Origin of the sequence: Alteromonas sp. ALT199 (assembly GCF_018619335.1) — a bacterium.
Taxonomy (GTDB): Bacteria; Pseudomonadota; Gammaproteobacteria; order Enterobacterales; family Alteromonadaceae; genus Alteromonas.
On sequence record NZ_JAHHDX010000003.1, the window covers coordinates 1 to 26996 of the forward strand.

25 protein-coding genes and 1 pseudogene are annotated in these 26996 nt (G+C 44.2%); 16 read left to right on the forward strand and 10 right to left on the reverse strand.

What is annotated here, in order from left to right; translation table 11 throughout:
- The first annotated feature begins 154 nt into the window (after positions 1 to 154).
- Both KL866_RS00235 and KL866_RS00240 read left to right on the forward strand, forming a co-directional pair.
- The gene (locus KL866_RS00235; protein ID WP_025254478.1) at positions 155 to 1369 is read left to right on the forward strand and encodes an endonuclease/exonuclease/phosphatase family protein; all 1215 of its coding nucleotides are present in this window, start codon (positions 155 to 157) and stop codon (positions 1367 to 1369) included.
- A gap of 159 nt (positions 1370 to 1528) precedes the next feature.
- The gene (locus tag KL866_RS00240) at positions 1529 to 4330 is read left to right on the forward strand and encodes a ligand-binding sensor domain-containing diguanylate cyclase (protein ID WP_214992390.1); all 2802 of its coding nucleotides are present in this window, start codon (positions 1529 to 1531) and stop codon (positions 4328 to 4330) included.
- Positions 4331 to 4402: 72 nt separating this feature from the next.
- Here KL866_RS00240 and KL866_RS00245 read toward each other — a convergent pair whose 3' ends face one another.
- Positions 4403 to 5272: a DUF417 family protein gene (locus tag KL866_RS00245; RefSeq protein WP_025254480.1), complete on the reverse strand. Its 870-nt coding sequence runs from the start codon at positions 5270 to 5272 to the stop codon at positions 4403 to 4405.
- A 231-nt stretch (positions 5273 to 5503) separates the two neighbouring features.
- Between KL866_RS00245 and KL866_RS00250 the strand changes: the two genes are divergently transcribed.
- Positions 5504 to 5962 carry a hypothetical protein gene (locus KL866_RS00250; protein WP_214992316.1) on the forward strand — a complete coding sequence of 153 codons (459 nt, stop codon included), beginning with the start codon at positions 5504 to 5506 and terminating at the stop codon, positions 5960 to 5962.
- 53 nt (positions 5963 to 6015) lie between these two features.
- Here the strand turns inward: KL866_RS00250 and KL866_RS00255 are convergent, their stop codons facing one another.
- Both KL866_RS00255 and KL866_RS00260 read right to left on the reverse strand, forming a co-directional pair.
- Positions 6016 to 6477 carry a hypothetical protein gene (locus tag KL866_RS00255; RefSeq protein WP_251139738.1) on the reverse strand — a complete coding sequence of 154 codons (462 nt, stop codon included), beginning with the start codon at positions 6475 to 6477 and terminating at the stop codon, positions 6016 to 6018.
- Positions 6478 to 6526: 49 nt separating this feature from the next.
- Positions 6527 to 6682: a hypothetical protein gene (locus KL866_RS00260; RefSeq protein ID WP_214992318.1), complete on the reverse strand. Its 156-nt coding sequence runs from the start codon at positions 6680 to 6682 to the stop codon at positions 6527 to 6529.
- Between KL866_RS00260 and KL866_RS00265 the strand changes: the two genes are divergently transcribed.
- Positions 6681 to 7118 (forward strand): DUF2177 family protein, encoded by a 438-nt coding sequence (locus KL866_RS00265; RefSeq protein WP_025254483.1) that lies wholly within the window; start codon positions 6681 to 6683, stop codon positions 7116 to 7118. The two genes, KL866_RS00260 and KL866_RS00265, sit on opposite strands and share 2 nt — an antisense overlap.
- Here the strand turns inward: KL866_RS00265 and KL866_RS00270 are convergent.
- Both KL866_RS00270 and KL866_RS00275 read right to left on the reverse strand, forming a co-directional pair.
- Positions 7096 to 8259, reverse strand: coding sequence for an acyl-CoA desaturase (locus KL866_RS00270; protein ID WP_214992321.1), 1164 nt, complete (start codon positions 8257 to 8259; stop codon positions 7096 to 7098). The genes KL866_RS00265 and KL866_RS00270 overlap by 23 nt on opposite strands.
- A complete protein-coding gene (locus tag KL866_RS00275; RefSeq protein WP_214992323.1) occupies positions 8256 to 9239 on the reverse strand; it encodes a flavin reductase family protein in 984 nt (327 codons plus the stop codon). Before KL866_RS00275 ends, KL866_RS00270 begins: the two co-directional genes overlap by 4 nt.
- Positions 9240 to 9605: 366 nt before the next feature.
- Here KL866_RS00275 and KL866_RS00280 point away from each other — a divergent pair.
- Positions 9606 to 9834 (forward strand): annotated as a pseudogene (locus KL866_RS00280) (alkene reductase); the annotation flags it as partial.
- 55 nt (positions 9835 to 9889) lie between these two features.
- Here KL866_RS00280 and KL866_RS00285 read toward each other — a convergent pair.
- A complete protein-coding gene (locus KL866_RS00285; protein ID WP_025254486.1) occupies positions 9890 to 10108 on the reverse strand; it encodes a hypothetical protein in 219 nt (72 codons plus the stop codon).
- 335 nt (positions 10109 to 10443) lie between these two features.
- Between KL866_RS00285 and prfB the strand changes: the two genes are divergently transcribed.
- Together prfB and lysS are read left to right on the forward strand one after the other, a co-directional pair.
- Positions 10444 to 11542 (forward strand): peptide chain release factor 2 gene (prfB, locus tag KL866_RS00290; protein WP_214992326.1). Its coding sequence is split into 2 segments (ribosomal slippage): positions 10444 to 10518 and positions 10520 to 11542, totalling 1098 coding nucleotides; the frame shifts between segments, so codons are not numbered across the junction.
- A gap of 23 nt (positions 11543 to 11565) precedes the next feature.
- Positions 11566 to 13134 (forward strand): lysine--tRNA ligase, encoded by a 1569-nt coding sequence (gene lysS / locus KL866_RS00295; protein ID WP_025254488.1) that lies wholly within the window; start codon positions 11566 to 11568, stop codon positions 13132 to 13134.
- Positions 13135 to 13157: 23 nt separating this feature from the next.
- On the opposite strand, the gene KL866_RS00300 is transcribed toward lysS, so the two are convergent.
- The 3 genes from KL866_RS00300 to KL866_RS00310 all read right to left on the reverse strand — a co-directional run bounded on the left by KL866_RS00300 (position 13158) and on the right by KL866_RS00310 (position 15485).
- The gene (locus KL866_RS00300; protein WP_214992329.1) at positions 13158 to 14099 is read right to left on the reverse strand and encodes a ketopantoate reductase family protein; all 942 of its coding nucleotides are present in this window, start codon (positions 14097 to 14099) and stop codon (positions 13158 to 13160) included.
- Positions 14100 to 14178: 79 nt separating this feature from the next.
- Positions 14179 to 14925: a pseudouridine synthase gene (locus KL866_RS00305; protein WP_214992332.1), complete on the reverse strand. Its 747-nt coding sequence runs from the start codon at positions 14923 to 14925 to the stop codon at positions 14179 to 14181.
- Positions 14925 to 15485, reverse strand: a complete 561-nt coding sequence (locus KL866_RS00310; RefSeq protein WP_025254491.1) for an Hpt domain-containing protein — start codon at positions 15483 to 15485, stop codon at positions 14925 to 14927. The genes KL866_RS00305 and KL866_RS00310 overlap by 1 nt, the downstream gene beginning before the upstream one ends.
- Positions 15486 to 15827: 342 nt before the next feature.
- Here KL866_RS00310 and KL866_RS00315 point away from each other — a divergent pair, with 342 nt between their 5' ends.
- The 6 genes from KL866_RS00315 (at position 15828) to KL866_RS20425 (ending at position 22765) form a co-directional block, all read left to right on the forward strand.
- Entirely contained in the window at positions 15828 to 18698 is a 2871-nt protein-coding gene (locus KL866_RS00315; RefSeq protein ID WP_214992335.1) for a pitrilysin family protein, read from the forward strand.
- A gap of 74 nt (positions 18699 to 18772) precedes the next feature.
- Positions 18773 to 20371: a glutamate--cysteine ligase gene (gshA, locus tag KL866_RS00320; protein ID WP_214992338.1), complete on the forward strand. Its 1599-nt coding sequence runs from the start codon at positions 18773 to 18775 to the stop codon at positions 20369 to 20371.
- A 67-nt stretch (positions 20372 to 20438) separates the two neighbouring features.
- Entirely contained in the window at positions 20439 to 21077 is a 639-nt protein-coding gene (locus KL866_RS00325; RefSeq protein ID WP_025254494.1) for a hypothetical protein, read from the forward strand.
- Between the two features lie 410 nt (positions 21078 to 21487).
- Entirely contained in the window at positions 21488 to 21883 is a 396-nt protein-coding gene (locus KL866_RS00330) for a hypothetical protein (RefSeq protein WP_251139739.1), read from the forward strand.
- A gap of 135 nt (positions 21884 to 22018) precedes the next feature.
- The gene (locus KL866_RS00335) at positions 22019 to 22438 is read left to right on the forward strand and encodes a hypothetical protein (RefSeq protein WP_025254496.1); all 420 of its coding nucleotides are present in this window, start codon (positions 22019 to 22021) and stop codon (positions 22436 to 22438) included.
- A 201-nt stretch (positions 22439 to 22639) separates the two neighbouring features.
- Positions 22640 to 22765 (forward strand): hypothetical protein, encoded by a 126-nt coding sequence (locus KL866_RS20425; protein ID WP_259462646.1) that lies wholly within the window; start codon positions 22640 to 22642, stop codon positions 22763 to 22765.
- A gap of 21 nt (positions 22766 to 22786) precedes the next feature.
- On the opposite strand, the gene smrB is transcribed toward KL866_RS20425, so the two are convergent.
- Positions 22787 to 23437, reverse strand: a complete 651-nt coding sequence (smrB, locus tag KL866_RS00340; RefSeq protein WP_025254497.1) for an endonuclease SmrB — start codon at positions 23435 to 23437, stop codon at positions 22787 to 22789.
- Positions 23438 to 23589: 152 nt separating this feature from the next.
- Between smrB and prmB the strand changes: the two genes are divergently transcribed.
- The 3 genes from prmB to KL866_RS00355 all read left to right on the forward strand — a co-directional run bounded on the left by prmB (position 23590) and on the right by KL866_RS00355 (position 26994).
- Positions 23590 to 24525 (forward strand): 50S ribosomal protein L3 N(5)-glutamine methyltransferase, encoded by a 936-nt coding sequence (gene prmB, locus KL866_RS00345; protein WP_025254498.1) that lies wholly within the window; start codon positions 23590 to 23592, stop codon positions 24523 to 24525.
- Positions 24526 to 24534: 9 nt separating this feature from the next.
- On the forward strand, positions 24535 to 25632 hold the full coding sequence (gene aroC / locus KL866_RS00350) for a chorismate synthase (RefSeq protein ID WP_025254499.1): 1098 nt from the start codon (positions 24535 to 24537) through the stop codon (positions 25630 to 25632).
- Positions 25633 to 25776: 144 nt separating this feature from the next.
- Positions 25777 to 26994, forward strand: coding sequence for an MFS transporter (locus tag KL866_RS00355; protein WP_025254500.1), 1218 nt, complete (start codon positions 25777 to 25779; stop codon positions 26992 to 26994).
- Positions 26995 to 26996 lie beyond the last annotated feature (2 nt).

Sequence of the window (26996 nt, forward strand, 5' to 3'; positions counted from 1 at the left end):
GTTTGAAACTTTATATCAAAGGTAAAGGGCTACAGGAGATAAGGACTATTGAAACTAACGCTAGATGAAAAATATTTATTCTCCAGAACAAAAAAGTTCAGAATAGTTATATAAATTGCTATCTTGAACCATGCTTTTTCTAACAGGTAACAACATGAAAAATAGAGCGCTTTTTTCTGCTATAGCTTTTCTACCCACACTATTTGTATCTTCGCTGGTTTACTCGCAAGAAGAGCAAAAGCTTAAAGTCGCTACCTTTAATGTGAGTATGGAAGCCACCAATTACAAAGCCTTAGGCATGAAGCCGAGCGACAAAGTACTTCAGCATGTTCTGTCTACGGGCAAGCATCCTCAAGTTAAAAATATTGCTGAAATTATTCAGCGTGTTAACCCTGATATCTTGATGCTGAACGAATTTGATTACATTGCAGATAAAAGCAAAGGGGTAGAGGCTTTTATAGAAAACTACCTTAATATATCGCAGCAAGGGCTTGAACCGGTTGATTACCCTTACACGTACGTAGCGCCAGTAAACACGGGCGAGCCCACCATCTTCGACTTAGACAATAATGGTAAGGCAGAAGGTATTGGTGGTGATGCCTATGGGTTTGGATTATACCCAGGACAATACGGTATGGCGTTGCTATCTAAATATCCCATTGAAGTGGACAACATCCGCACCTTTCAGAAATTTAAGTGGCATCATATGCCACACCCTCAAAAACCTATCATACCCGACGAATCAGGAAGCAGTGAAAACGGCACGCCTTGGTACGATGTAAATGAATGGGCTGCACTGAGGTTGAGTTCAAAGTCTCACTGGGATGTGCCTGTGAAAGTGGGTGATAAAACCGTACACGTGCTAGCAATGCACCCAACGCCACCAAATTTTGATGGAAGTGAAGATCGCAATGGCAAGCGCAACTTTGATGAAATTAGGTTGATGGCAGATTACCTTACTCCTGACAAAGGCGCATATATCTACGATGACACAGGTGAAAAAGTCAGCTTAGCGAACAATACGCGCTTTGTACTTGTGGGTGATTTTAATGCTGCCGATGTCGGTGACAAGCACCGTGAAGGTGTGATAGAGCAGCTAACCGAACATGCCCTTGTCAATAATGACACTATTCCAACAAGCTCGGGCGGTGCGGGTGCATCCGGCGCTGAATTTAGCAAGCGATTTACTGCCTATTGGGGGGCCAGAGCCGACTATGTCTTACCATCTCGTTATGGGTTAGAAGTAAACGATGCAGGTGTATTCTGGCCTGCCAAAACAAGTGACCTATATCGATTAGTTAAAGACCGCGAAGCCAGCTCAGATCACAGGTTGGTTTGGGTTAGTTTGACCTTATCAGAAGACAATTAAAGGCCACAATTTTTGTGTTAGTTAATAGTTAGGGGTACTATTAGCTTGTTTATCCAATAATGTACCGAAAAGCCATTGAAATTTGTGTCTCTCATTTTTGCACTGTTTTTACTGTGGGCGATTCCCCTTGATGGCTTTTCGGCAGAGTCTTCTCAGCTTATGCCGCTCAACCGGTATTTTCCTCAATCGTGGGGGACAAAGGACGGGCTTCCTCATAATAGTATTCACGCATTAGCGCAAACCTCTAACGGTTACCTTTGGGCGGGGACGTGGGAGGGAGTTGCCAGGTTTAACGGTCAGCAATTCACCGTCTTCACTCGGGGCGCGCAAACAGGCTTACCTGGTTCTGGTATTCGAAGCTTGTATTACAATAACCTGCGCGATGAGTTACTCGTGGCCGGAAACAGAGGGGGAGTATCCTCGCTTATTGCTGAACAGTGGCATGCTCAAGAACCGCTATCTTCAATGGTCAATCATGCGTACAGAGACAGCAATGATGTGCTGTGGTTTGCGCTAGAAGATACGGGTGTTGTAATGAGAATGCCGGACGGTACGCAGAAAGAATATATTGGAAATGCCAGCGCGTACCGTGCGATTGAAGACGGAAGTGGAGTGATTTGGTTTGCAACGAACCAAGGGGTGTTTCAATTCAAAAACGGTAAGTTTCGGGAAGCAGCACCGAATCATAAAATACTTTCTGGGCCTGCATTCACCTTGGCTCTAGATAGCGAACAACGTGTTCTAGTTGGCACAGAGCACGGCGTTTGGCAGCACAGAAACGGTACCTTTGGGCTGCTTGACTCCTCACTAATAGACAAATCGATTAGTAGTATCTTGCTCGATCATCAAAATAGCATTTGGATAGGAACTATTAACCACGGGCTTTACCGTTTAAGTGACTTAGGCCTCGAAAAATTAGATGCAACGGCAGGTCTTCCCAATAACCGTGTTTTTTCATTAATTGAAGATCTAGAAAAGAATATATGGATTGGCACTAATGGGGGGCTGTACCGACTGCGTCGGGCGCTTTTTACGACATTCACGCAAAGCCAAGGAATGAGTGGCGAGTTTTTGCGAACCGTTTCGCAAACCTCAGACGGTAAACTTATATCTGGTGGAAGTGCTGGATTAGATGTTTTTATCAATGAAGAATTTAGCACAGTGAAGCTAGCAAGGGGGGAATCTTTCTCCGTACTTAGCCTTGCTGCAATAAATGAAGGCACCACGTTGGTCGGCACATACACTAAAGGTGTTTTACGATATGAAAACGAACAGCTTAAACCTTACCTTAATCGGAGTACGGGACTACCTAGTAACGAAGTAAGGGCCATTATTACAGCCAGCGATAACAGTGTTTGGTATGCCACCGCACAAGGGGTTGTTAAACAAGCGCCAGATGGAGAGCTTTTCCACTTCAATGAGGATAATGGTTTACCTGCGCACTTTTCAATGGGTCTAGCAGAAGACCGAGAAGGGCGAATTTGGATTGCTACTGGAATAGGGCTCGCCTATATCCAACAAGGCGTTGTGCATATAGTGAAGTTTCCTGAAAACTCAGACGCCCAGCATGCTTTCAGTTTTAGTGTTGTGGAAAATGGTACTTGGATTACTACTGACCGTGGCCTTGCGTATTTTGATAACGCTACGCAGGCGCTTAGTGTAATAGAAAAATCGCAGGGGCTTCCCGTAGACAAACTTTTTTCAATAGGTATAGATCACAATAGCGGTGTATGGCTAAGTTCAAACCAAGGAGTCATTCTGACTTCGCTTTCAAGTCTAGAGAAGTGTCTAACACATTCAAGTGCATTATTGGAGTTTGAACACTTTAAGGAAGAAAATGGTCTGGCAAGTATTCAAATCAATGGTGGATCTCAACCGTCTCAGTTTGTTGATGAAAACGGTAATGTCTGGTTTCCTACAGCAAAAGGGCTGGCTACCGTAACGCCTACAAATCTTGCTTTGTTAAGTGAGTTTCGTATTCCTGTGAATATCGAGGCCGTATTACTAGACGGTAATGTTCAGCAATTAAATTCGGGTAAAAAGGAAGTAGATGTAAAGCCTTTAACCACGAGAGTTGCATTTCAATACGCAGGGTTGGGTTTCGCTATGCCTTCGCGTATAGAGTATCAAGCTATGTTAGTAGGGTATGACCAAGATTGGGTCAATCGTCATCAGTTTAGAATGACTGAATATACTAATTTAGCGCCTGGTCGTTATCAGTTTAAAGTACGTGCTCGTTACATTGATGGCCCATGGCAAGAGGTTACGTCGCCATTTACCATTCGGGTTCTCCCCAGCGTTTTTCAGACTTTCGGTTTCAAAATATCGGTATTTCTTTTCTTCTGCTTTGTTATATATGTGCTTTACAAAGTACGTTTTCATCATTTGAAAAAGTCAGAAATGATTTTAAAACAAAGGGTGGATGCGCAGACCAAATCATTAGAACGACAAACCAAGCGATTTGAGTTTCAAGCAACTCATGATGATTTAACAGGCGTTGCTAATCGACGAGCATTTGACCAATGGCTAGTTCAGCATTTTAACGATGCTAAAGCGGCACAAACGCCGCTATGCCTGGCCATTATCGATATTGATTATTTCAAACAGGTGAACGATCAATATTCCCATTTAGTAGGGGATAAGGTTATTACGGAAGTCGCTCGCTTGTTGAAACGCGAAGTTCCGCATTGCGCAAAATGTGCGCGGTGGGGCGGGGAAGAGTTTACCGTGTTGCTACCCGAATATGACTTGGCAAATGCAAGAGTGGCCATGGATCATGTTCGAAAAATCGTGGCTGCACATGACTTCAGTTTAATAGCGGAAAGGTTGAAGGTCACAATCAGTGTTGGTGTAGCGAGCATAGATGGTGCGAGAGATCATGACAGAATGTTAACCCATGCCGACCAAGCACTTTACATCGCTAAAGAAAATGGCCGCAACCAAGTGACCATTTTCGAGTAAGCGTTAGGCGAACTCCTATCCAGAAACTAAAAGCGTCTAAGAACATGCTTTAACCGCATAGCCTTACATTGACTATTTACCCAGCAGTGCTTCTTCGCGCTCTCGTGAAAATGCCTCAAACAGAGTAAAGTAAGCCACTACGGCAAGGTTAGCGACAAACCAAAGGTCTTTAATAACGAATTGCCCTAAGCGGTTGACTATAGTTGTACTGTTAAAGGTATCTGGCACAGAAAACAAAAACGTTTGTGTCATCAGAAAAACCGATAAACAAGCCAGTCCGCTCGCAGTAATCATTGGCTTGTTTTTAGTATAAATACCAACGCCTAATAGCAGCGCAAACAAAACATCAAAACCACCAATTACATTCGATGCTCCTTGTACACTGAACACATCATACAACCACGACATAAACGGTGATGTTTCAACCAACCCAACAATTGCATTGGCTTCAAACTCGAAAAACTTCATACCTCCTATCCATAGTAAAACCATAGCTACAGGAGCGAAGTTGAGGTACGTCAGTTGTTTATGTGAGAATTTGTCGCGATAAAACAAGAATAGAAAAAGTGGTAATACCGCAAAGTACTTTATGATGCCTTGACCGCTACCAATGATTGGAAAGCCTCCTAAGTCTGCCATCCACCGTGTGGGCGATAGTAAAGTAAGTAATGGAATGGCAATAACAAAAGTGGCATACAGCGTTACTGTTTTGGCCGAAACAAGTGTAAAGCGCGCAGCAACGGTCATTAACGCTAGAAACAACAAGGCGATACCAGAAATAGCACCTAGCGCACCTTTACTGACCATGGCACCTAACGAGTAAAAATCAAAAGTAGCTAGAAGTGCATTAGGGTTAGCACCTAACAGAAATGTTAAGCCAATAAGTGCAAAGCTAAAAGCTAGCAATGCGGTTACCATGTTTTCGGTCTGGTTTAGTGTCATAAAGCGTCCGTAAATACTGCAGGTTTTGCGAAGTGTAGGTAAAGACCCGATTTAGCATGAGTAAAATTTCAAAAATTTCCTAATTTTTCAGACAAAGCGCAGCGTACGAATAAGGATTTATTGATAAAATAAGAACTTATCTAATAATGGTGGTCTTAAGTAGCGTAGGTCTTAAATGGTGTGGTTTTTAAGTAGTGATTGCTTAAGAAGTAAAATAAATTGAGAGAATTAATGAAACAAGCAGGCATTAAGATACAGCATCGGTTTGGGGCTTTGTTAGTAGCTAGCCTGTGTGTAGCGTTATCTGCTTGTGGTGCTCAGCCCCCAGAAATCATTGATGAGCCAATCGCAAGTGTTGAAGAGGTTAAAAAATTAGAGCAAGTTGTCGATACCTCTTTGCCTTTGGTTCAGCAGGCCTATTCTATTGAATCTGAAAAAGTGTGTGAAAAGCATGGTGGCAATTGGAACAAAATTGGCCGTCAACAGGCATATGCTTGTGTTTTACCTGCGAGTGATGCGGGTAAAGTATGTAAAGATAGCAGTGAATGTGAAGTCGCTTGTGTGACTGAAAATAATCAGGTGGGAGCAGGGCAAAAAGTCAGCGGCGTATGTTTAGAAAGCACTGACTTATTCGGCTGCAAAGCCTATGTGTCTCAGGGGATTGTGGAGCATACCCTTTGTGTTGATTGAGCGATAGTTGACTGAAGCGCACGCATTCGGCAATGCGCTTCATGGAAAATGCGTTAATTAACGTTGGGGAAGTCGAGCCTGTCCAGTTCACTCGCCGTCTCATTGCATTCACCTAATAGGTGCAGCCTATCTTCGGTTTGATGTGTATCGATTTCTATATAGCCTGTTTGGCAATAACCTGTTTCATCCAATTTTTCATCAAGAGATGCATAGAGTTGCTCAGTCATTCTATCACTGCTATCAGAGGATTTTTGTGACGAGCCTCCTCGGTTTTCTTGTCCACCGCGCCCCCCACGTCCGCCGCCTTCACCCCCTTGACCACGGCCACCTCTACCGCCGCCACCTTTAGCGCCATTTCGTTGCTTCATTAATGGAATGCTAAAAGAGAAAAGTTTAGTACCATCTTGATTAATCTTTGTTTCAAAGAATATTTCATCCATGTCTAAAGGTGGAGGCCTATGAGCACACGCACTGACAATTAAAGAGGTTGATATTGCTAATAGTGTTTTTTTCATTTTGTTAAACGCTTTTTTGAATCACGTCTCTTTGAGGCTCAAAGGTCTTTTAAGTTGCAGTTGCCAATGTAAGTTTCAAGTAAAGTAATGATTCGCCGTAAAAAGGTTTACCGTTTTCCCATTGCGCTAATTGTGCAACACTTGCGTACTCATGTTTTAGATAACTTACATTGGCAATTTGCTCATTTACAGGGATAGGTTTCATGCTTTCCAACATCATTCGCTTTGCGAAAAACATCGTCGTGTCGTTAATTGCAATCTTTGTGTGCTTTGGCGTGCTCGATTTCTTATGGCTTGGTGTTGTTGCGGATGGCTGGTATCAAAGTGAAATGGAACCACTGCTTAGAAGTCAGTTCATTACGTGGCCTTGGGTTGTGTTCTACTTGATGTATGGGTGTGTGGTGTTTGTACTAGCAGTGGTGGCTAACAGAGATAAGTCGTTACTTTATGCTGGTATAGATGGCGCGCTTTTAGGATTAGCCAGTTATGGCGCTTACAACCTAACGGCATACAGCATTATTGAAGGTTTTACTCTGTTTATTATGCTGATTGACTGGGCGTGGGGGACGTGCCTAACCAGCGCGAGCGCTATGGCAGGCTGGTTAGGTTTCCAGTTATTTAAGGAAAAGAATGGCGAATAATGCGCTTTAACACGCTGGCGTATTGTTTTAAAAAGCCGCCAGTGTTGTAGTGCATGTCGTGTTCTTTGAATACGGCCTCTACCTTGGGGGCCATTTCTCTGTAGCGCCTAGCAGGAATATCCGGGAACAAATGGTGCTCAATTTGAAAGCTTAAATGCCCAGTAAGAACATGAAACAGGCTTCCGCCTTTAATGTTAGATGAGCCCAGCGCTTGACGGTAGTACCACTGTCCTTGTGTTTCGTTAACGCAATCTTCCTCTTTAAAGGTTTCTACATCGCCAGTGAAATGACCACAGAAGATAATGGTCGACGTCCACAAATTACGCAGTAAGTTGGCAACAAGGTTGCCTGCAAGTACCCATAAAAATAGGGGGCCTGCTATCAGAGGAAATAGCACATAGTCTTTTACCAATTGACGCGCCCCTTTGCTGAAAAAGCGCTTCTTAAGCTCGCTATGGGTAACCTGATTCTTGCGGTTATCTTTCTTTTTGCCAAAAAAGACCCGCTCAGCGGCCATCTCGTGATAAGACACGCCCCACTGAAACATCACGCTAAGTACGATATAAGTCGCAAACTGCCATAGGTTCTTTACACGCCATCTAAAATCGTTAGACAAGCGAAGCAAACCGTAGCCAAAGTCTCTGTCTTTACCAATAATGTTGGTATAGGTGTGATGTTCGTAATTATGAACGCGATTCCAGCTTGCGCCATCACAGGCAATATCCCACTCATAACCTTTCGAATTAATATGTTTATCGTTCATCCAGTCGTACTGACCGTGCATCACGTTATGGCCAATTTCCATGTTGTCGAGTATTTTAGCCGTCGCTAAGCTTAATACGCCGGCAACCCAAAGCAGAGGTTGAATAAATCCCAACATTAAAAGTAAACGGCCGCTCCATTCGCAAATACGCTGAATAAGAATAATACGTCGAATATAAGCGGCATCTTCAGCACCTACTTTCTGTTTGATGTCGGCTTTGATTTCGTCAAGTTGGGCGGCAAGTCGCTCGTAGTTAGGTTTCTTTTCGGCGCTCGTTGCCCCAATGACTTCAGTCTTATGGGTTCCACACTCCGGTAAGCGGGCTTGTTCAATCGCTGCTTCACGGTGTTGATTGTCTATTGCAACGCTAGTGTTCATAGTTGAATCTCCACATCGGTAACGGCTTGTGATACACACAACTGAATAAGTTGCTCTGCGCTATCTGAAAGTTCGCCAGTGCGGGTATCTCTTACCACGCCTCTTTTCTTAACGCATTGGCATTGGTGACAGATCCCCATTCCACAGCCATAGGTCACAGGTTGTTCTGCCTGTTGAAGCTGTGAAAGCAGGGTTTGCTGATTGTCGATAGCCAAAGACTGGCCATTGTGAACCAAAGAGAAGGTTTCGCTTTCGGTAAGGCTGGTGTGGCTCACCACAGGCAGTGCAGCAAAATGCTCGCTTGAAACCGATGTATTGCTTTTCCTGGCATAACTTTCTACCTGCTTGAACATGGCATGTGGGCCACACACTAACCAGTGTGCATTAGCAAAATTATTCAAATGGGCTTCTACATCCCCATCTTTTTGCCTAGTTAAAACATCATAGGTGAAGTTTTCACAGCGTTCACTAAAAGCTGTTAACTCGTTAAGCAATACATGTTCGTCTGGCTTGGCAAAATAAAGTAAATGGACCGATTTTTTATTTACCTTCCCATTGTTAATAGCATCGTCAAGCATGGCAATGAAAGGGGTAATGCCCGAGCCGCCCGCAATCATTAATAAGGGCTTTTCCGTTTTCGGCCATACAAACTCCCCCATGGGGGCTGAGATATTTACCCATTGATTAGGCACACACGTATGAAGATAAGGTGTTAGCGCGCCCTGGGCTTTTACCTTAGTGACCAAGCGAATCCGCTTGCCTCTTTGGTGGGTGTTTGCACCACTCGCTATAGTAAATACGCGGGTGGTGAGCCTGCCATTAACCTCTATGGTCAACGCGATATGCTGCCCTGCGATATGCATTGGCCAAGACATTTCAGGAGTAAGTGTCACTTCGAGCATATCCATGCTTAGTTTTTTGACTGACACAACCTTGGCTCTGAAATATCCATCCCGCCATGCAGGCTTAATTTGCTGCATCAGCACTTCCCAATAGCCCTTCCAAGAGCCATGGTGAAATATGCAATCAGTAAATTTATCTAGTAGAAGTCTCAATGTAGAAATCACACCTATTTATCGTCGGATTATTTTCAATACCGAAAAGAATAAAAACATTTAAGCGTACATGTGTAAGCTGATTCGGCGCACAAGTGTAAGCTTAAATTTTTCTGCGTCAAGAGGCGGTAGTGAATATTTGGTTTAACGTCGTCGAAATGGGCTAATACTTTTGCGAAAAATGCAAAAGTGCTATGTAAAAAGTACGGGTTCTAACAAAGCTAATGGGACTCATATATAGGGTTACATAAGGTGAAATAGCAAAAATGAAAAACTCAAAGGACCCGCATTATGAAATTATTTGAAACCGTATCGCTGGCTGGTGAAAAACTTAATAACCTTATTGTCATGCCACCTATGACCCGTTCCCGCTCAACTTAGCCTGGTGACGTGCCAAATACCTTAATGGCAGATTATTACGCTCAACGCCCAACGCGCAAGCGCAGGGCTTACCGTAAGCGAGGGCACACAAATTTTTGCGCTAGGTAAGGGCTATGCGTGGACGCCGGGTATCTATACCAAGGCGCACACCTTTTTTAATTGAAGATGAGTACAAGTGGTTAATTGCAACGCGCTTAGAAGTTGCGGTTTCGATATAGCCAAGCGCCGATACCACTTCCGGCTATTAGCATTGACGCTACTACCCATAGCTTTGATATAGGTGTGCCATTTGGGCATTGTAGTGACATGGTCGCGCCGGCTAAATTTTGACAGTCGAACAGTTGTCCCAATGCTAATACTAACAAGCCGAGCAATACACCGATAACAGCATAAGACAAATTATTGAAAGACATACCTTTCCTTCAGTTTTTCCATTTGGCGTTTACAACGACCACTCGGTTCTAATGCACACTTATGGGAAGCGTGATTGTGTTAGAACAGTGCAATAGTTATTAGCATCGCAACGCAAGCAACCTTGCATAAATTTATTCTTATGGCCTTTGACTCCGTTACCAACGCTTAAGGCAAGCCACTAAACCATAAAAATGTTCACTTCGTCGTTGCTGATTAAAAAGTGCTCGGTTTACTAAGCAAATTGAACGTCGCAATATTTGCGCCAACCCCTATCAAAATTCCTTCAAATTCGGTACTATCCGCGGTCTTAAATTTTTAACGAAATAAGCGGACTATGTTTGAAATAAACCCCGTTACTAATGCGATAAAAGATATCCGCGAGCGCACCGAAGCGCTTAGGGGGTATCTTTGACTTTGATGCAAAGTCAGAGCGTTTAGAAGAAGTTAGCCGAGAGTTAGAAAGTCCTGATGTTTGGAACGAGCCAGACAGAGCGCAGGCACTTGGCAAAGAAAAAGTGGCCCTTGAGCAAATCGTTGAAACGATCCATAAACTCGATCAGGGAACGGAAGATGTTGAAGGTCTTGTTGAACTGGCTGTAGAAGCTGAAGATGAAGACACCTTCAACGAAGCGCAAAGTGAACTAGAAGGCTTAATTGAGCAGCTAGAAGTGCTTGAATTTCGCCGTATGTTCTCTGGTCCCAATGATGAAAACGACTGCTACATTGATATACAGTCGGGTTCTGGCGGCACCGAGGCGCAAGATTGGGCTAATATGCTGCTTCGCATGTATTTGCGTTGGGGTGAAGCTCACGGTTTTAAAACTGAACTTATTGAAGTATCAGACGGAGATGTGGCCGGTATTAAAAGTGCGACCCTTCGTATGCAAGGTGAGTATGCATTTGGTTGGCTACGAACAGAAACGGGTGTTCATCGCTTGGTTCGTAAGTCACCGTTTGATTCGGGCAACCGCCGTCATACGTCATTTTCATCAGCGTTTGTATACCCAGAAATAGACGACGATATTGATATAGATATCAACCCGTCTGACTTACGTATAGACACCTATCGAGCGTCGGGCGCGGGTGGACAGCACGTAAACAGAACAGACTCTGCGGTACGTATTACCCACGAGCCAACGGGTATTGTGGTGCAGTGTCAGAACGACCGCTCGCAGCACAAAAACAAAGATCAGGCGATGAAGCAGTTAAAAGCTAAACTTTATGAGTTTGAACTGCAAAAACAAAACGCCGAAAAGCAAGCGATGGAAGACAGTAAATCTGATATCGGCTGGGGAAGTCAAATTCGCTCTTATGTATTGGACGACTCTCGCATTAAGGATTTGCGCACTGGCGTGGAAACACGTAACACTCAAGCCGTGCTAGATGGCGACTTGGACAAATTTATTGAAGCCAGCCTGAAATCTGGGCTGTAAACCGAACAACGAAGTGAAAGGTTATGACTGACCAACAAACAGACGATAACAAATTGATTGCAGAGCGCCGTGCAAAGCTAAGCGCTATTCGCGAGCAGTGCCGTGCAAACGGTTTCCCAAACAGCTTCCGTCGTGAAAACTATGCGGATGAGCTTCAAGCTAAGTTCGGTGAATTCGACAAAGAAACCTTGCAAGAGCAGGGTAACAAGGTAAGCATTGCTGGCCGCATCATGGCAAAGCGCGGTCCTTTCATGCTGCTTCAAGACATGACAGGTCGTATTCAAGCTTACGCTGATAAAGACACGCAAAAAGCACTTAAAGCAAAATACGGTGCACTGGATATTGGTGACATCATTGGCGTAGCGGGCGACCTGCACAAATCAGGTAAGGGCGATCTTTACGTGAACATGGAGCAATACGAGTTGCTTACTAAAGCACTGCGTCCATTGCCAGAAAAGTTCCATGGTTTGAGCGACCAGGAAACTAAGTATCGCCAGCGTTACGTTGACTTAATTACAAGTGAGCAAACCCGCAAAACCTTTATGATCCGCAGTAAGATTGTAAACGGCATTCGTAACTATCTTACTGAGCGTGACTATCTAGAAGTAGAAACGCCGATGCTACAGGTTATTCCGGGTGGTGCGACTGCGAAGCCGTTTGTAACTCACCACAATGCGCTAGACATCGATATGTACCTGCGTATTGCGCCAGAGTTATACCTTAAGCGCTTAGTCGTTGGTGGTTTTGAGCGCGTGTTTGAAATTAACCGTAACTTCCGTAACGAAGGTTTATCAACGCGCCACAACCCAGAGTTCACTATGCTTGAGTTCTACCAAGCATATGCAGACTACAATGACCTGATGAACCTAACAGAAGATATGCTGCGCACGCTGGCTGAAGATATTTTGGGCACAAGCATCATCAAGAATACAACCAAAGATGCTGACGGTAATGTAACGTCTGAAGTTGAATACAACTTTGGTAAGCCGTTTGACCGCTTGAGCATGGGTGAGGCCATTCTTAAATATTGGCCAGAAGCTGATGAAGCCGCAATTCGCGATCCAGAAGCAAATTTGGATTCGCTTAAAGCAATGGCAAAGCAGCTACATATCAAAGAGCCTGAAGTTGACGGTATTTGGGGTGCAGGTAAGTACCTTTGCGAAATCTTTGAAGCAACCGCCGAAGAGAAGCTTGAACAGCCTACGTTTATTACCGAATATCCGTGGGAAGTATCACCGCTTGCACGTCGTAATGATAACAATCCATTCATTACCGACCGCTTCGAGTTCTTCGTAGGCGGGCGTGAGTTAGCCAACGGCTTTAGCGAGCTTAACGACCCAGAAGATCAAGCCGAGCGTTTTGCGAAGCAAGTTGAAGAAAAAGATGCAGGCGACGATGAAGCTATGCACTTTGACGACGATTACATTCGCGCCCTTGAGTATGGCCTACCGCCAACGGCGGGTGAAGGTATTGGTATCGACCGCTTAGCGATGTTGTTTACCGATAGCTCTACCATTAAAGACGTAATCTTGTTCCCACACATGAAGCCTCAGGCGCCTAAAGACGCGCAAGAAGCGGGTGAGCAAGAGTAAAATCGGTTATAAACGCTGAGGCTTTAAACACTTAGCGCTTTAACACGCTCTAACAAAAGGGTGTTCTCGGGAACGGGGATACCCTTTTTCTTTGCCATTTCCACGATATAACCGTTAATGGCTTCGATTTCAGTTTGCCTGCCGTGAGCCACATCTTGGTGCATGCTGGAATAGTTTTCACCTGTTGCTTTGGCTACCGACAGTACGTTCTCATGAACCATCTGCGCAGTAAAATCTAACCCGTAGGTCTTTGCCACGAGCGTAAACTCACGGCATATAGCATGACGGCTTTGCTCAAATTCAGCGTCGGCAATATGCTTATTTTGAATATTGTGAAGCGCTGTTAGTGGGTTAATCACAGCATTAACAGAAAGCTTGGTCCACAGTGCCCTTAAAATGTCACTTTGGTACTGCACAGGGGGAAGCGCACTATCTAAGGTAGCAATTGCATTTGCAAGCTGGGGGGCGACTTGTAAAAGGTCTGCAAGCTTTTGTGGTGGTGGCACAGCTAAATTAGGCGCACCAATTTGCGTTGCTCCTAGCCCAGTATACTTCACATGAAAATCGCCGCTCGATGTACTTTCTTTTAACGCGCCATGACTCGTTGTAGCAAGAAGCAGCGGATAATCGCGGCCTAACAAATCTCGTGCAACCTCTAGCCCGCCCATACCATTGTGCATCATCACAACCGTCGGTTTTTGAGTGAGGCAGGGAAGCCATTGGATCAAAGCAGCGTTAAGTTGATACACTTTAAGTGGAAGTATTAACACGTCACTTTTTTCAAGAACGACAGGCGCTGGCATAGGAGCTTTTAGTGCAATGCTTTGACTATCTTGCCATTGTGCGAAAGCCGGCATGGTTTTAATATTTCTGGGGTAGCAATCATACGGCACGCCATTTTTTTGAGCGCTCGCTGCAATTAAACTTCCGATGGCACCGCTACCGACTATGTGTAGTTTTCCCATTAATATCTATCACATCTTGTATTAGGTTACTGTTTTACTTATGAGGAACGGGCTTATCTTGATGACGCTCTTCTAAAGATTAAGACAAAAAGCGCGCTGGAATAGACGGCCATGGATAGATTTCAGGCGCATTAAGATCCTTGTACCAAGCGTACACGTCTTCTTCGTTAATTACTTCGCCTGTATCGAAAGGTGCGGTTATCGCTAATTCACCTTTGGATAAAGGAAGACGCAAATGCCACGCATGAAGGTAGAGCCTGTCTGATGGCGTACCTCCATAAAGTGTATCACCCAAAATTGGTGCGCCGACGCTTTTGAGCGCGACTCGAATTTGATGAGTTTTCCCCGAATGAGGTTTAACGACAAAGCCACGAGTTCCGGGTTTAGCTGCACTACTGAAAAACTGAGTAATTGCTGGGCTTTCCTGAGTTTTTAGCAAAATACGCTGGCCACCTCGGCGATTCTTCATATCGCCGATTATCATGCCTTGTTTCTTTTTAGGTTTGTTACCGCTTAAGGCTAAGTAGTATTTACTGACGCGTCTTAATGAAAAAAGCTCGCCAATTTCTGCCGCCACCGTTGCATTTTTAGCCAGGCATAAGCAGCCCGAGGTGCCGGTATCCAAACGGTGGCAAAGGTGCAGTTCTTCCACGGCTAGCTGCTTTTTTAGAACAGTAACAATACCATCTATCTTTCCAGCTTTAACGACTGTGGCGGATTCACCTTTTACGTCAGCGTCGCCGACAGCATCGTGCATGGCAACGCCAACTGGTTTATTAACAACAATAAGGTCAGCGTTTTCAAAGAGGACAGGAATAGGCTGCACTAGCTATTTTCTAACTCTTCAATGGCTTCTTCGTAATCTAGCTCGTCAACCGCATCAATAATGGCCGTGCGTTTTTCTTGCGGTAAGGCAAGAGCGTCTAGCCATTCGTCTAGCTTATCTTGTGCAATAAATTCGCTAGCCTTTAGGGCTGCCATTAATTGTTTGCGAGCTTGCTCCGCAGCTGCGCCATTTGCGGGCGCAGTAGTGACAACTTCGGGCTCTTTAATTAACGAGTCTACTGTTGTAATTGTTTCATCTAATACAGCGGTAAAAGCAGGATACTCGTCAGCTACTTGCCTGTCATTTCGAAAACTAGCTTCAACTGGCTTGCTTGCGTTGTGCAGCGCAAACATACCTAAATTTCCTGTTACGCCCTTAAGGGTATGAACAAGTGAATAAGCTTCAGTGAAGTCACCCTTTGCAATATGCGCTTGTAAGTCAGCTTCAAGCGAACGGTATTCGTCCGTGAACTTACCTAGTAGGGTGAACAACAGCTTTTTATTACCACTTAACTGTGACATTCCGAAGTCTATATCGAGTACTGTTGTTGACTGTTCCATACATCTATCCTTTTATTTCGCAACTTCTAATGGACAATTTCTAGTCCAAACGGAAACCATTTGTCAGTTCATTCGTACCACTTAACGAATTCAACTAGCTAAAGCCTTTGTTACTAAAGACTATGAAGTGTAAGTGTATTTCAGAAATGCACAAATTAATACAATCATAGCAAAGTGGAAACAAGTAAAGCGTTAAAAAGTCTGGTAGTCTTCGAAAATTCGATCGCGCTTTTGAAATCGCAACTTTACTCTCAATCGTCAAGTTTAATGGTGGCGAGTTACGACAAAGTGAAGTCAGAGTGAAGGCGAGTGAAAAAATGTAGTAATTTAAAAGGAATCATCATGTCAGGAAAACTGGCCCTTCGTACCCTCTTTATGACCATAGGCGTCATTGCAGTATCAGCGTGTCAGCACGTGCAGGAAGAACAGGCGAATAGCCAGTCAGATACTTCCACAACTACGTCGAATAGTGTTTCTATTCCTTACGAGAAATATACACTTAATAATGGACTGACCGTCATTCTTCACGAAGATCATTCTGATCCGCTGGTTCACGTCGATGTAACTTATCATGTCGGTTCGGCACGAGAAGAAATTGGCAAATCTGGCTTTGCCCACTTTTTCGAACACATGATGTTTCAAGGTTCAAAACATGTTGCTGATGAACAGCATTTTAAAGTTATTACAGAATCTGGCGGAAACTTAAACGGGACGACCAATACCGATCGCACTAATTATTTTGAAACAGTACCCGCTAATCAGTTAGAAAAAGTGCTATGGCTAGAATCAGACCGTATGGGGTATTTGTTAGAGGCTGTAGATCAAACAAAGTTTGAGAATCAAAGAGAGACGGTTAAAAACGAGCGAGCACAACGGGTAGACAACCAGCCTTATGGGCTGCGTTTTGAGCTTAATGGCGAAGCACTTTATCCAGAAGGACATCCTTATTCGTGGTTGACTATTGGCTATGTAGAAGATTTAGATCGCGTCGATGTTAATGACTTAAAAGCGTTTTTTAAACGTTGGTATGGCCCTAATAATGCGGTACTTACTATTGGTGGCGATATCGATGTAGCTAAAACCAAAGCGTGGGTGAAAAAATACTTTGGTGAAATACCCGCTGGCCCGGTAGTACAAGAGCCTAAGCCCCAGCCGGTAACGTTAAACGAAACCCGTTATGTAACCCTTGAAGATAAGGTTCACCTTCCGCTTCTTCAAATAACCTATCCTACTGTATACGGCCGTCATGAAGATGAAGCTCCGCTTGATGTTTTAGCCGATATTTTAGGTGGTGGTAAAACCTCATTGTTTTATAAAAACTTAGTAAAAGAAGGCATGGCAGTGCAGGCCGTGGTGTCTCACCCATGCCGTGAACTTGCCTGTGAATTTCAGCTACTTGCCTTAGCTAACCCAGCAAAAATCACCTCGCTTTCAACACTTCAAAATGTGCTGAATGAAACTCTAAAAGAGTTCGAGGCTCGTGGCGTTACTGCCGATGATTTAGCTCGCACAAAAGGTAAAATTGAAGCACGTACGGTGTTTGGCTTACAAAGTGTATCAGGCAAGGTATCGGCGCTTGCCGCGAACGAAACCTTTTATCAAACGCCCGATTTAATAGCCGAAGATATCGAGCGCTATAACGCGGTTACGGCAGAAGACATCATGCGCGTTTACAGCGAGTATATTAAAGATGCGAACAGCGTAGTGCTAAGTGTGGTACCAAAAGGGCAGGTACAACTTGCAGCGGCCGAGCAGACCTTTGAACGTCCGGTGAGAAACATTGAAATAGAATCGGTTGAAGGGACTGATGATGGGTCTTTTACCAGTGCGCCATCCAGCTTTGATCGAAGCGTAATGCCGAAAGCGGGTGATGCGCCGGTTGTTGAAGTTCCTGATTACTGGGAAGCTGAACTTGCTAACGGCATTGAAATACTTGGTGTAACAAGTACCGAAACACCAACAGTAACGCTAACGTTAGGTATGGATGGCGGTATGTTACTAGACCCTGATGGTAAAGCAGGTACGGCCTATCTCACGGCGTTACTTATGAATGAAACCACAAAGAATTACAGTAACGAAGCATTGGCCAGCGAACTTGCTAAACTGGGAAGTGCTATCCGATTTAGTACTGCTGGTAGGTACTCTCAAGTCTATGTATCGACATTAACCAAGCATTTAGATGAAACCTTAGCGCTGCTAAAGGAAAAGTTGTTCAACCCAGCGTTTACTCAAAAAGACTTCAACCGTATGAAAGAACGGGTTGTACAAGGCCTTCAGCAGCAAGCGAAAACGCCGTCTAGCCTCGCACGCCGCGCACGTGACTTGGTCTTGTTTGGGGAAGATAATCGCGTGAGCTTACCAGATGAAGGTACACTGGAAACGGTGCAAAACATTACGTTAGAAGACGTTAAAGCGTTTTATGCCAACTATTACTCTCCTGATAGAGCGAGTATTGTTGCTGTTGGCAACTTGTCGAAAAAAACCATGGTGTCCACCTTAGACTTTATCGGTCAGTGGAAAGGTAAAACCTATGAGTTTGCTGATTACAGCGACTTCCCTAATTATGAAGAAAATCAGATTTTCTTGGTAGATAGCCCAGAAGCGGTGCAGTCAGTGGTGTACATGGTTGATAGAAGCCTACCATTTGATGCAACAGGCGATCACTTTAAGTCTCGCCTTATGAACTTCCCGTTAGGTGGGGCATTCAATAGTCGTATAAATCTAAACCTGCGAGAAGATAAAGGGTTTACCTATGGTGCAAATAGCGGTTTCGTAGGCGGCAAAACACTTGGATGGTTTGAAGCAAGTACCGACCTAACAGCTGCTAATACAGGTGAAGGTATTGAGGAAATCTTAAAAGAGATTAATCGCTACCGCACTGATGGCGTGACTGAGGAAGAAATAGCCTTTATGCGCAATGCCTTTACGCTAAGCGATGCGTTAGAATTTGAAACGCCTGCTAGCAAGGCGCGCTTCCTAAGACAGCTACTTAGTTACGACTTGGAGAAAGGCTATCGTGAAGAGCAGCTTGCTATTATCAACAATATTGATAAAGAAACGATGGATGCTTTGGCAATGCAATATTTGAATCTTGATAAGATGCAAATTATTGTAGTAGGCGATAAAGCTGAAATTTTGCCTCAGCTAAACGCGCTATCAATGCCAATTATCGAGTTATCAGTAGAGAGTAACACCCGAGAAGCGTTAAACTGATAGATTGATTTTTGTTGAATTTACACTATTGCCCCCCATAACAGGGGGCAGTATTGACATAACGGACCACAATTTTGACTGTAGACTCATCCCGTTTTGAAGCGCGTATCGCTGCGCTTAAGTCACCCGAGTTCCTAGCTGCGCTACAAGATATTAAGCGTGGAGTAGAGCGCGAAGCCCTTCGTATAAACCCAAACGGTACGTTGGCGCAAACACCTCATCCTAAAACCTTGGGGTCTGCGCTAACTCACGATTCAATAACTACTGATTTTTCTGAATCACTGCTTGAGTTTATTACACCGCCAGAAAACAGTTCTGCCAAAACGATTTCTCAGTTAAAAGATATCCATAGGTTTGTTATTGATAATATCGGTGACGAGCAAATTTGGCCGCTGAGCATGCCGTGTTTTATCGAAGATGAAGCCGATATTCCTATTGCTTACTTTGGTGAGTCTAATGTAGGAAAAATGAAGCGTGTTTACCGCATAGGCCTTAAAAATCGTTACGGTAGTATGATGCAGGCTATTGCAGGGGTTCACTTTAACTTTTCCCTACCAGATAGTTTTTGGAAACTGTGGGCTGAGTTAAACGGTAAAGAATATTCACAAGATCAGGTTTCAGCTGATTACTTTGGGTTAATTCGCAATTATCGCCGTCTTTGCTGGCTTATTCCTTATCTCTATGGCGCGTCTCCAGCACTTTGCGGTTCATTCTTAAAAGGTAAAAAGCATGCTTTGCCATTTGAGAAAGTGGGCAAAGGTACGGTTTATATGCCTCATGCTACATGCCTTCGAATGAGTGATTTGGGCTATACGAGCGCTGAGCAATCATCACTAAAGATTTGCTACAACCAATTGGACAATTACGTGAAGTTGTTACGGGATGCCATGAGTACACCGTCTACACGCTTTAGCCAGTTTGCTGCTGGGGATGAAGGTAATTATCAGCAGCTTAGCCGCAATATCATTCAAATTGAAAACGAGTTGTACTCGCCAATACGCCCTAAGCAGCCTACTGAGTCAATGGAAAAGCCAACAGACGCTTTGGTTCGACGGGGCATCAGTTATATCGAAGTTCGCGCGCTAGACGTTAATCCATTTTCCGCAGTGGGTATTTCACAGACCCAGTTCGATTTCTTAGATGTATTCTTAGTTGCTTGCTTACTCATGCCAAGCGCTGAGCTTGATGAAACTCAGCTTAATGAAGCGAAAGAGAACATGAATCGAGTGGTACTAGAGGGGAGAAATCCTAATTTAGTGCTACAAAATAATGGGGTAGATATTACGTTACCCCAGTGGTGTACCTCACTATTTGAGTCTTTTAAGCAAGCCGCTGAATTACTGGATATGGCTAACGATACTTCTCGCTACAGCGAAGCGGTAAAAACTGAGTTTGCCAAAGTACAAAACCCAGAGTTAACGCCTTCGGGCAAGTTACTTTCTATGCTTTTAGAGAGTGACAAAGACAATGGCGTTCTAGGGTTAGAACTTGCACAGGCTTATCAAGCTGAGATGAAGTCTTTTAAATATTCGGATACCGATGCAGCAGGATTTACTGCGCAAGCTGAAGTATCGCTTGCTGCTCAAAAAGAAATAGAAGCGGCTGATGAGAAAGACTTCGATACATTCATTCGTGATTATTTCGCTGAGGCCCCGGCAAAAAAAAATGCCTGACATAGGTCAGGCATTAAAGGGTTCCAGGGAAACACACATTTTACTAGAACAATAGTTAAGACAAGTTATGAACCAAAAGTTCAAAAAACTGGTTGTTTTTTTATCAACGCTCATCGTTCTTTTTCCACTGTTTATCGCTGGATGTGCAACTACGCCTCCTAAAGACATCAGTAATTTGTGCGAAATATTCTACGAAAAGGATGATTGGTATGATGCAGCTGCTGATGCAAGAGACAAGTGGGGCGTGCCGATACATGTTCCGATGGCAATGATGTATCAGGAAAGCTCTTTCCGTCACGATGCGCTACCGCCTCGCGATTATGTTTTCTTCGGGCTCGTACCTTGGGGGCGCGTAAGTTCGGCTTATGGTTATTCCCAAGCAAAAACACCGACATGGGCGGACTATATGCGCGAGACCGATAATAGCGGCGCGGATAGGGATGACTTTGAGGATGCTATCGATTTTATGGGTTGGTTTATCTATAAGTCGCAAAAAGTGAATGGTATTTCTAAATGGGACGCCTACGCGCAATACCTAAACTATCACGAAGGTTGGGGGGGCTATAAACGCAGAAGCTATGATAGAAAACCTTGGCTCAAGAAAGTGGCGTCAAAAGTAAAAGCCCGCTCATTGCGTTACGCTACACAGCTTAAAACCTGCGAAGAGGACCTTCAGAAAGGTTGGTTTATGAAGCTTTTTAGTTAGACTGAAATTGGAAAACTTTTACAAAGAAAGTAAGACGCGGCTTTAAGGTCGCGTTTTTTATGTCATGCAAAAATTAACAGCAAGTCCGGAAAAGAAAAAAATGAGGGATAGACGGGCGTCTATCCCTCAGCGACGCTAAGCCAAGACCGTTTTTTACCCAACGTCGAACAGGCATTTATAAATTAATGTAAATGATAATGATTTGCAATAACTTTTTGGGGTTATTTTCACTTTCTTTCAATATCGACGTTTTCTTTGTTAGTTTTCAGGCGTAATTTCAATTACTGCTTTATACTTTAAAGCTAACGAGTAATGTTGAATTACGTAAAAAATAGCGACAAATATTTATGGGAAATGAAAAGTTTAGCGCACATGGCGATGTGAAAGCTCAGTTCGTCCAAGAGAGGCGAATGTTGATCATCGATCTTAGCGGCCCTTTCAACTTAGAGTTCATCCGAAAATACCAACGCGTAGTTGGCGCTGAAAGAAGAAATATTAATGTCCCTTGTTGGGCAAGCCTAGTAAATGTTTACGGCTTAGCGCTAGCGCCCATGGAAGCTACGGTAGATGCACAGTTGATAGTAGATGAAGCCGTAGAATCTGGACTTGTCGCCACCGCAGTAATACTTCATGAATCAGAAGGGATCGCACTACAGCAAAAATTTTGGTCTAAAATTTACGAAGCAACCACACTACCTTTCCAGTTTTTTAGCGAAACATCAGAAGCTTCAGAGTGGTTGAGCGAAAAGATTGCATCCAGTATGCGCGCGAAAGGTGTCTATCAGAACAGCAATATTAATAGGTAAGGGATTCAAGGTAATCACCCTTAGAATTGCTTCGTCTTCTTTGTTTCTCTTTTTACAATCATATCTATGCTATTAAATGATCTAAGCATAACAACACTTCTTATCAATTCTATAAAGGCATAACAGGAGGTAGCCATGGTAGGAAGTCAACATCAGTATCGATTTTTCAACGTTAATGACGTGCTATTTGATATCCCGAGCAACGTATATGACGATAGAACAGTAGACGACTGGTTTTCAGCCATTGTTAAAGAGGGGAGAAAGCGAGAACATTGGGTAATATTCTCTATTCCAGATAAAAGCCTAACTGTCACCCATACAGCAGCAAAACAACTCTGTAGTCGATTACCATATTTAAAATCTTACGGTTGCCTTGGCTTTTTGCTTTTAGCGACCCACACTAACGCAAAGATTTTTCAACACAGTTTGAAGGCTACGCCTTCTAACTTTGATGTGAAAGTAAGTGAGTCGATGGAAACACTCTGTAGATCTGCGGAATTTATGTTAGGAAGTGAAAACGAACTCAATATCTTTAATCGGTTTGGTTCGGGGTAGCATCAAACGAACTCGTGTATTTTTACTTTGCCAGCGATAGTTATCTATGCGGATTGGTACACAGTTTAAATAGCAGCCTTGGTTTGACCTAGATCAAGTAAGCTAGCCGCAGCCATCAGGCTAATTTTTACTATTGATCCAGATCATAATCTTCAAGCCAAGTCTTCTCTATTATTCACTTAGTTAAAGAGGAGACTTATTATGATGTGGACTATGATGAAAGACCCAGTGGTGTGGGGCTCACTATTAGGTATAGGCATTATTGTTGCGATGATGATGTACTACACCTATTTATTTATGCACAACAGTGCAGACGAAGACAAATAAGCCGCATTACGTAGCCTTGCCCTAACGTTTGTCGTTTTGAAGCGGTATATCAATAAGCACCAGTAATGCAGCTTGCCCGCCGTATTCGAGAGGGGCTTGATGGAAAGCACGTACGTGTGGGTGCTGAACTAAGTAATGGGGCAGGGCAGCTTTTAACACGCCTTGCCCAAAACCGTGCATGACGCAAACACAGTCAATCATTTCTTTTCTAGCCGTGTGAATAAGCGCTGCAAGCTCTGCTTTTGCCATTTCTCGAGTTAACCCGTGCAAATCCAGTGTCATTTCTGGCGAGTAGTCACCGCGACGTAACTGTTTCACAATATGCGTAGACTCACCTTCTTGGCAAAAGCGCATAGGGCCTTCTTGAGGTAGTGCCGCTTGATACATGTCAGAAAAATTGAAACTAGCTGCAAGTTGCCTGCTGTGTTTTAGGTGTTTGCCTTTTATTTGCTGTGACTTCTTAAATAACTCAACCTGTTTATCAGGCTCTACTTTATCTTGTGACATAGGCTTGACGCCCTGCATTACATCAGCAAACGAAAAGGTCTCTTCTTCAGCGCTTGATGACGTATTGTGCTTATTAGCGCCCGCTAGCCCAGCTCGCCCCGCAGGTCGCTTTGGCTCAGCCAGTTGCTTTTTTAATGCTTTGAGTTCTTTTTTAAAGGTTTTCATTAAATATAGCTTTGGTAAATAAACACAAGTTCAATAATTCAAAACGCCTAAATTATAACGAATAGAAAGATTCGGTACGTAGTTAATTATGTGAATCGGTATGAAGTTTGGGTATGATACCAGCTTTGAAATTTTTGATGTACCCAAACGCCATGACCGATAAGTTTTACCTTGAAGAAGCCATTGAAGATCTGCATACCCTGTTAGATATGACACGATGGGCAACCAGCCGTTTTAACGATGCGGCTTTGTATTTTGGTCATGGTACTGACAACGCGTGGGACGAAGCGACTAGCCTTGTTATGCAGGCATTGCATTTACCTCATCCTATCTTAGAGCAGGCTAGCGATAACATTCTTAACTCACGCTTGACCAAAAGTGAACGTGAGAAAATTGCCGAGCTTGTTTTAAAACGCGTGCAGACTCGTATGCCGTTGCCTTACATCACAAATGAAGCTTGGTTTTGTGGTATACCATTCTATGTGGATGAGCGCGTGCTTATTCCACGTTCGCCATTTGCCGAACTTATTCAAAACGAATTCGCACCTTTTGTTGAGTCAGCGCCAAATACTATTCTTGATATGTGTACAGGCGGCGCTTGCATTGCTATCGCTTTGGCTCATGCATACCCTGATGCCCAAGTGGATGCTGTTGATATTAGTACTGATGCACTAGAGGTGGCCGATATCAATATTCAGGAACATGGACTTAGTCATCGTGTTTATCCCATTCAGTCAGATTTGTTTTCTAGCCTAGAAGGTCAGAAATACGACCTAATCGTTTCTAATCCACCGTATGTGGACGCGGAAGACATGGCTGACTTACCTGAAGAGTATCATCACGAGCCTGAGCTTGCGCTCGCCGCAGGCGACGACGGTTTAGACCTCGTGGACATTATGCTTAAAGATGCGCCAAATTACCTTAACGATGGTGGCTGGCTGTTCGTAGAAGTAGGCAACAGCGAAGTGCACATGAATGAAAGGTTCCCGGGCTTGGAAGTCATTTGGCTAGAGTTTGAAAATGGTGGGTCAGGTATTTTTGCCGTGCGCAAAGACACACTCGTACAGTATTTTAGTAGTAAGGATTAATAGTTAATTATGTCAGGTAACAGCTTCGGAAAACTTTTCACTGTAACCACGTTTGGTGAAAGCCACGGCATTGCAATTGGCGGTGTAGTAGACGGTTGTCCTCCAGGTCTTGAGATCACAGAAGAAGATCTTCAGGTGGACTTAGACAGACGCAAACCAGGCACTTCGCGCTATACCACCGCCCGAAGAGAAGACGACGAAGTACAAATTCTATCTGGCGTATTTGAAGGCAAAACCACTGGTACAAGCATTGGTTTATTAATTAAAAATAAAGACCAGCGAAGCCAAGACTACGGCAATATTAAAGACCGCTTCCGCCCAGGTCATGCTGACTATACTTACGATCAAAAATACGGTAGCCGTGACTATCGTGGTGGTGGACGTTCATCAGCCCGCGAAACAGCTATTCGCGTAGCCGCTGGTGGTATTGCGAAGAAGTACCTGAAAGAAGTGCATGGTATTGAGGTGTTGGGTTATTTGTCTCAGCTTGGCCCTGTGTCCGTTGATAAGGTGGACCACAGCGTTACCAACACCAACCCGTTTTTCTGTCCAGATGAGTCTAAGTTAGATGCGCTGGACGAATACATGCGTGACCTTAAAAAGTCTGGCGACAGCATTGGTGCAAAAGTGTCGGTTGTAGCTAAAAATGTCCCAGTGGGCCTAGGCGAGCCAGTCTTTGATAGGCTGGATGCGGAAATCGCCCACGCTATGATGGGCATTAACGCAGTGAAAGGCGTTGAAATTGGCGATGGTTTTGATGTTATAAACCAAAAAGGTAGTGAACACCGCGATACGCTAACGCCAGATGGTTTTTCTTCAAACCATGCAGGTGGTGTACTAGGTGGCATTTCTACTGGTCAGGATATAGAAGTGCACATGGCACTTAAGCCGACCTCGAGCATTTCGGTACCGGGTAAAACTATCAATAAAGACAATGAAGAGATTGATATAGTTACCAAAGGACGTCACGACCCGTGCGTAGGCATTCGCGCGGTGCCGATTGCTGAAGCCATGCTGGCACTGGTATTAATGGATCACTTGCTGCGTCACCGCGCGCAAAATGCAGGCGTGCTATCGACCACGAAACCCATTGCGGGTCAGGCATAGCCTTTTTAATCGTAACTAGGCTTAATCGCATTATTTACGCGATCGAATAAAACGCGCAGTATCAAGGTTGTATTGCGCTAAATGTTCTTACTATTCGCCACTACCCGTTTGCGCTAGTGGCGTTTTTGCATATGGAGATGTAGATTGTCATCTAATGGTCTAAACCATCCCGAAAGTGCCGATACAGGCCTAAAAAGTAGCAAAACTGCGCTCTTTATCCTTGCTATTACCTACTGGCTTTACTTCGGGCAACTTGGCGTACTTGTTCCATACTTAGGGATCTTCCTTGATGGACGGGGATTTTCTTCTGCCGACATTGGTGAGCTTTTTGCCGTCATTACCCTAGCTCGTATTTTAGGCCCTGGCTTGTGGGCGGGCGTTGCTGACAAAACCGGTAACGCTATAGGCGTTATGCGTTTAGGCTGCTTTCTTACAGTACTCACTTTCAGTTCTGTCTTTTACTTTACCAGTTTCTGGGGGCTTACGCTGGCGTTCGGCCTAATGATGATGTTTTGGACCGCAGTATTGCCTCAGCTTGAAGTCATCACTATGAACACGGTGGCGAAAACCAAGGCTACCTATGGGCAAATAAGGTTATGGGGAAGTGTTGGGTTTATTTGTTTGACGGTAGGTGTGGGTAAGGCCCTAGATATTTTTTCTACCGATACCCCTGTGCATGCCAGTGTCGGTGTACTTGCACTTTTATTTATAAGTACCCTGTTTATACGCGCGCCGAAAGAAGCTGCGCCTGAATCGTCTACGGCCGGCAGTATTTGGAAATACGCTAAACAAAAACCTTTTGCTATCTTTATCTTCGCTTCTGCCTGTCTGCAAATTAGCTTCGGCGCGTATTACGGCTTTTTCGCCCTTTACATGCGAGACCTTGATTACAGCGGACAACAAACCGGCATCTTTATAGCGCTAGGGGTACTTGCCGAGGTGGGTATATTTCTGGTTGCCCGCAGGCTCATTAGTCAATTTGGCGTGTGGAATCTATTGTTTGTAAGCATCGCACTCACAGGGCTTCGTTGGTACGTGATGGCGGCGTTTGCCGACAGTTTTATGGTGATCGTATTGAGCCAGCTTATTCATGCCTTAAGCTTTGGGTTAACCCATGCGGTATCGGTACATTTTATCCACCAATTTTTACCTAAGGCGTATCACAGCCGCGGGCAAGCTGTATATATCAGTGTAGCCTTTGGCCTTGGTGGCGCATTGGGTAATTACATGGCGGGGCAGCAATGGCAGCAGGGCACTAACGCTTACGAAACCTTCGTCACTGCAGCGGTGTTTGCCGCAATCGGCGCGCTGTCATTACTACTGTGTTCACGAAAAGAAATGGAAAGCGCACAAGCAGCTTAATC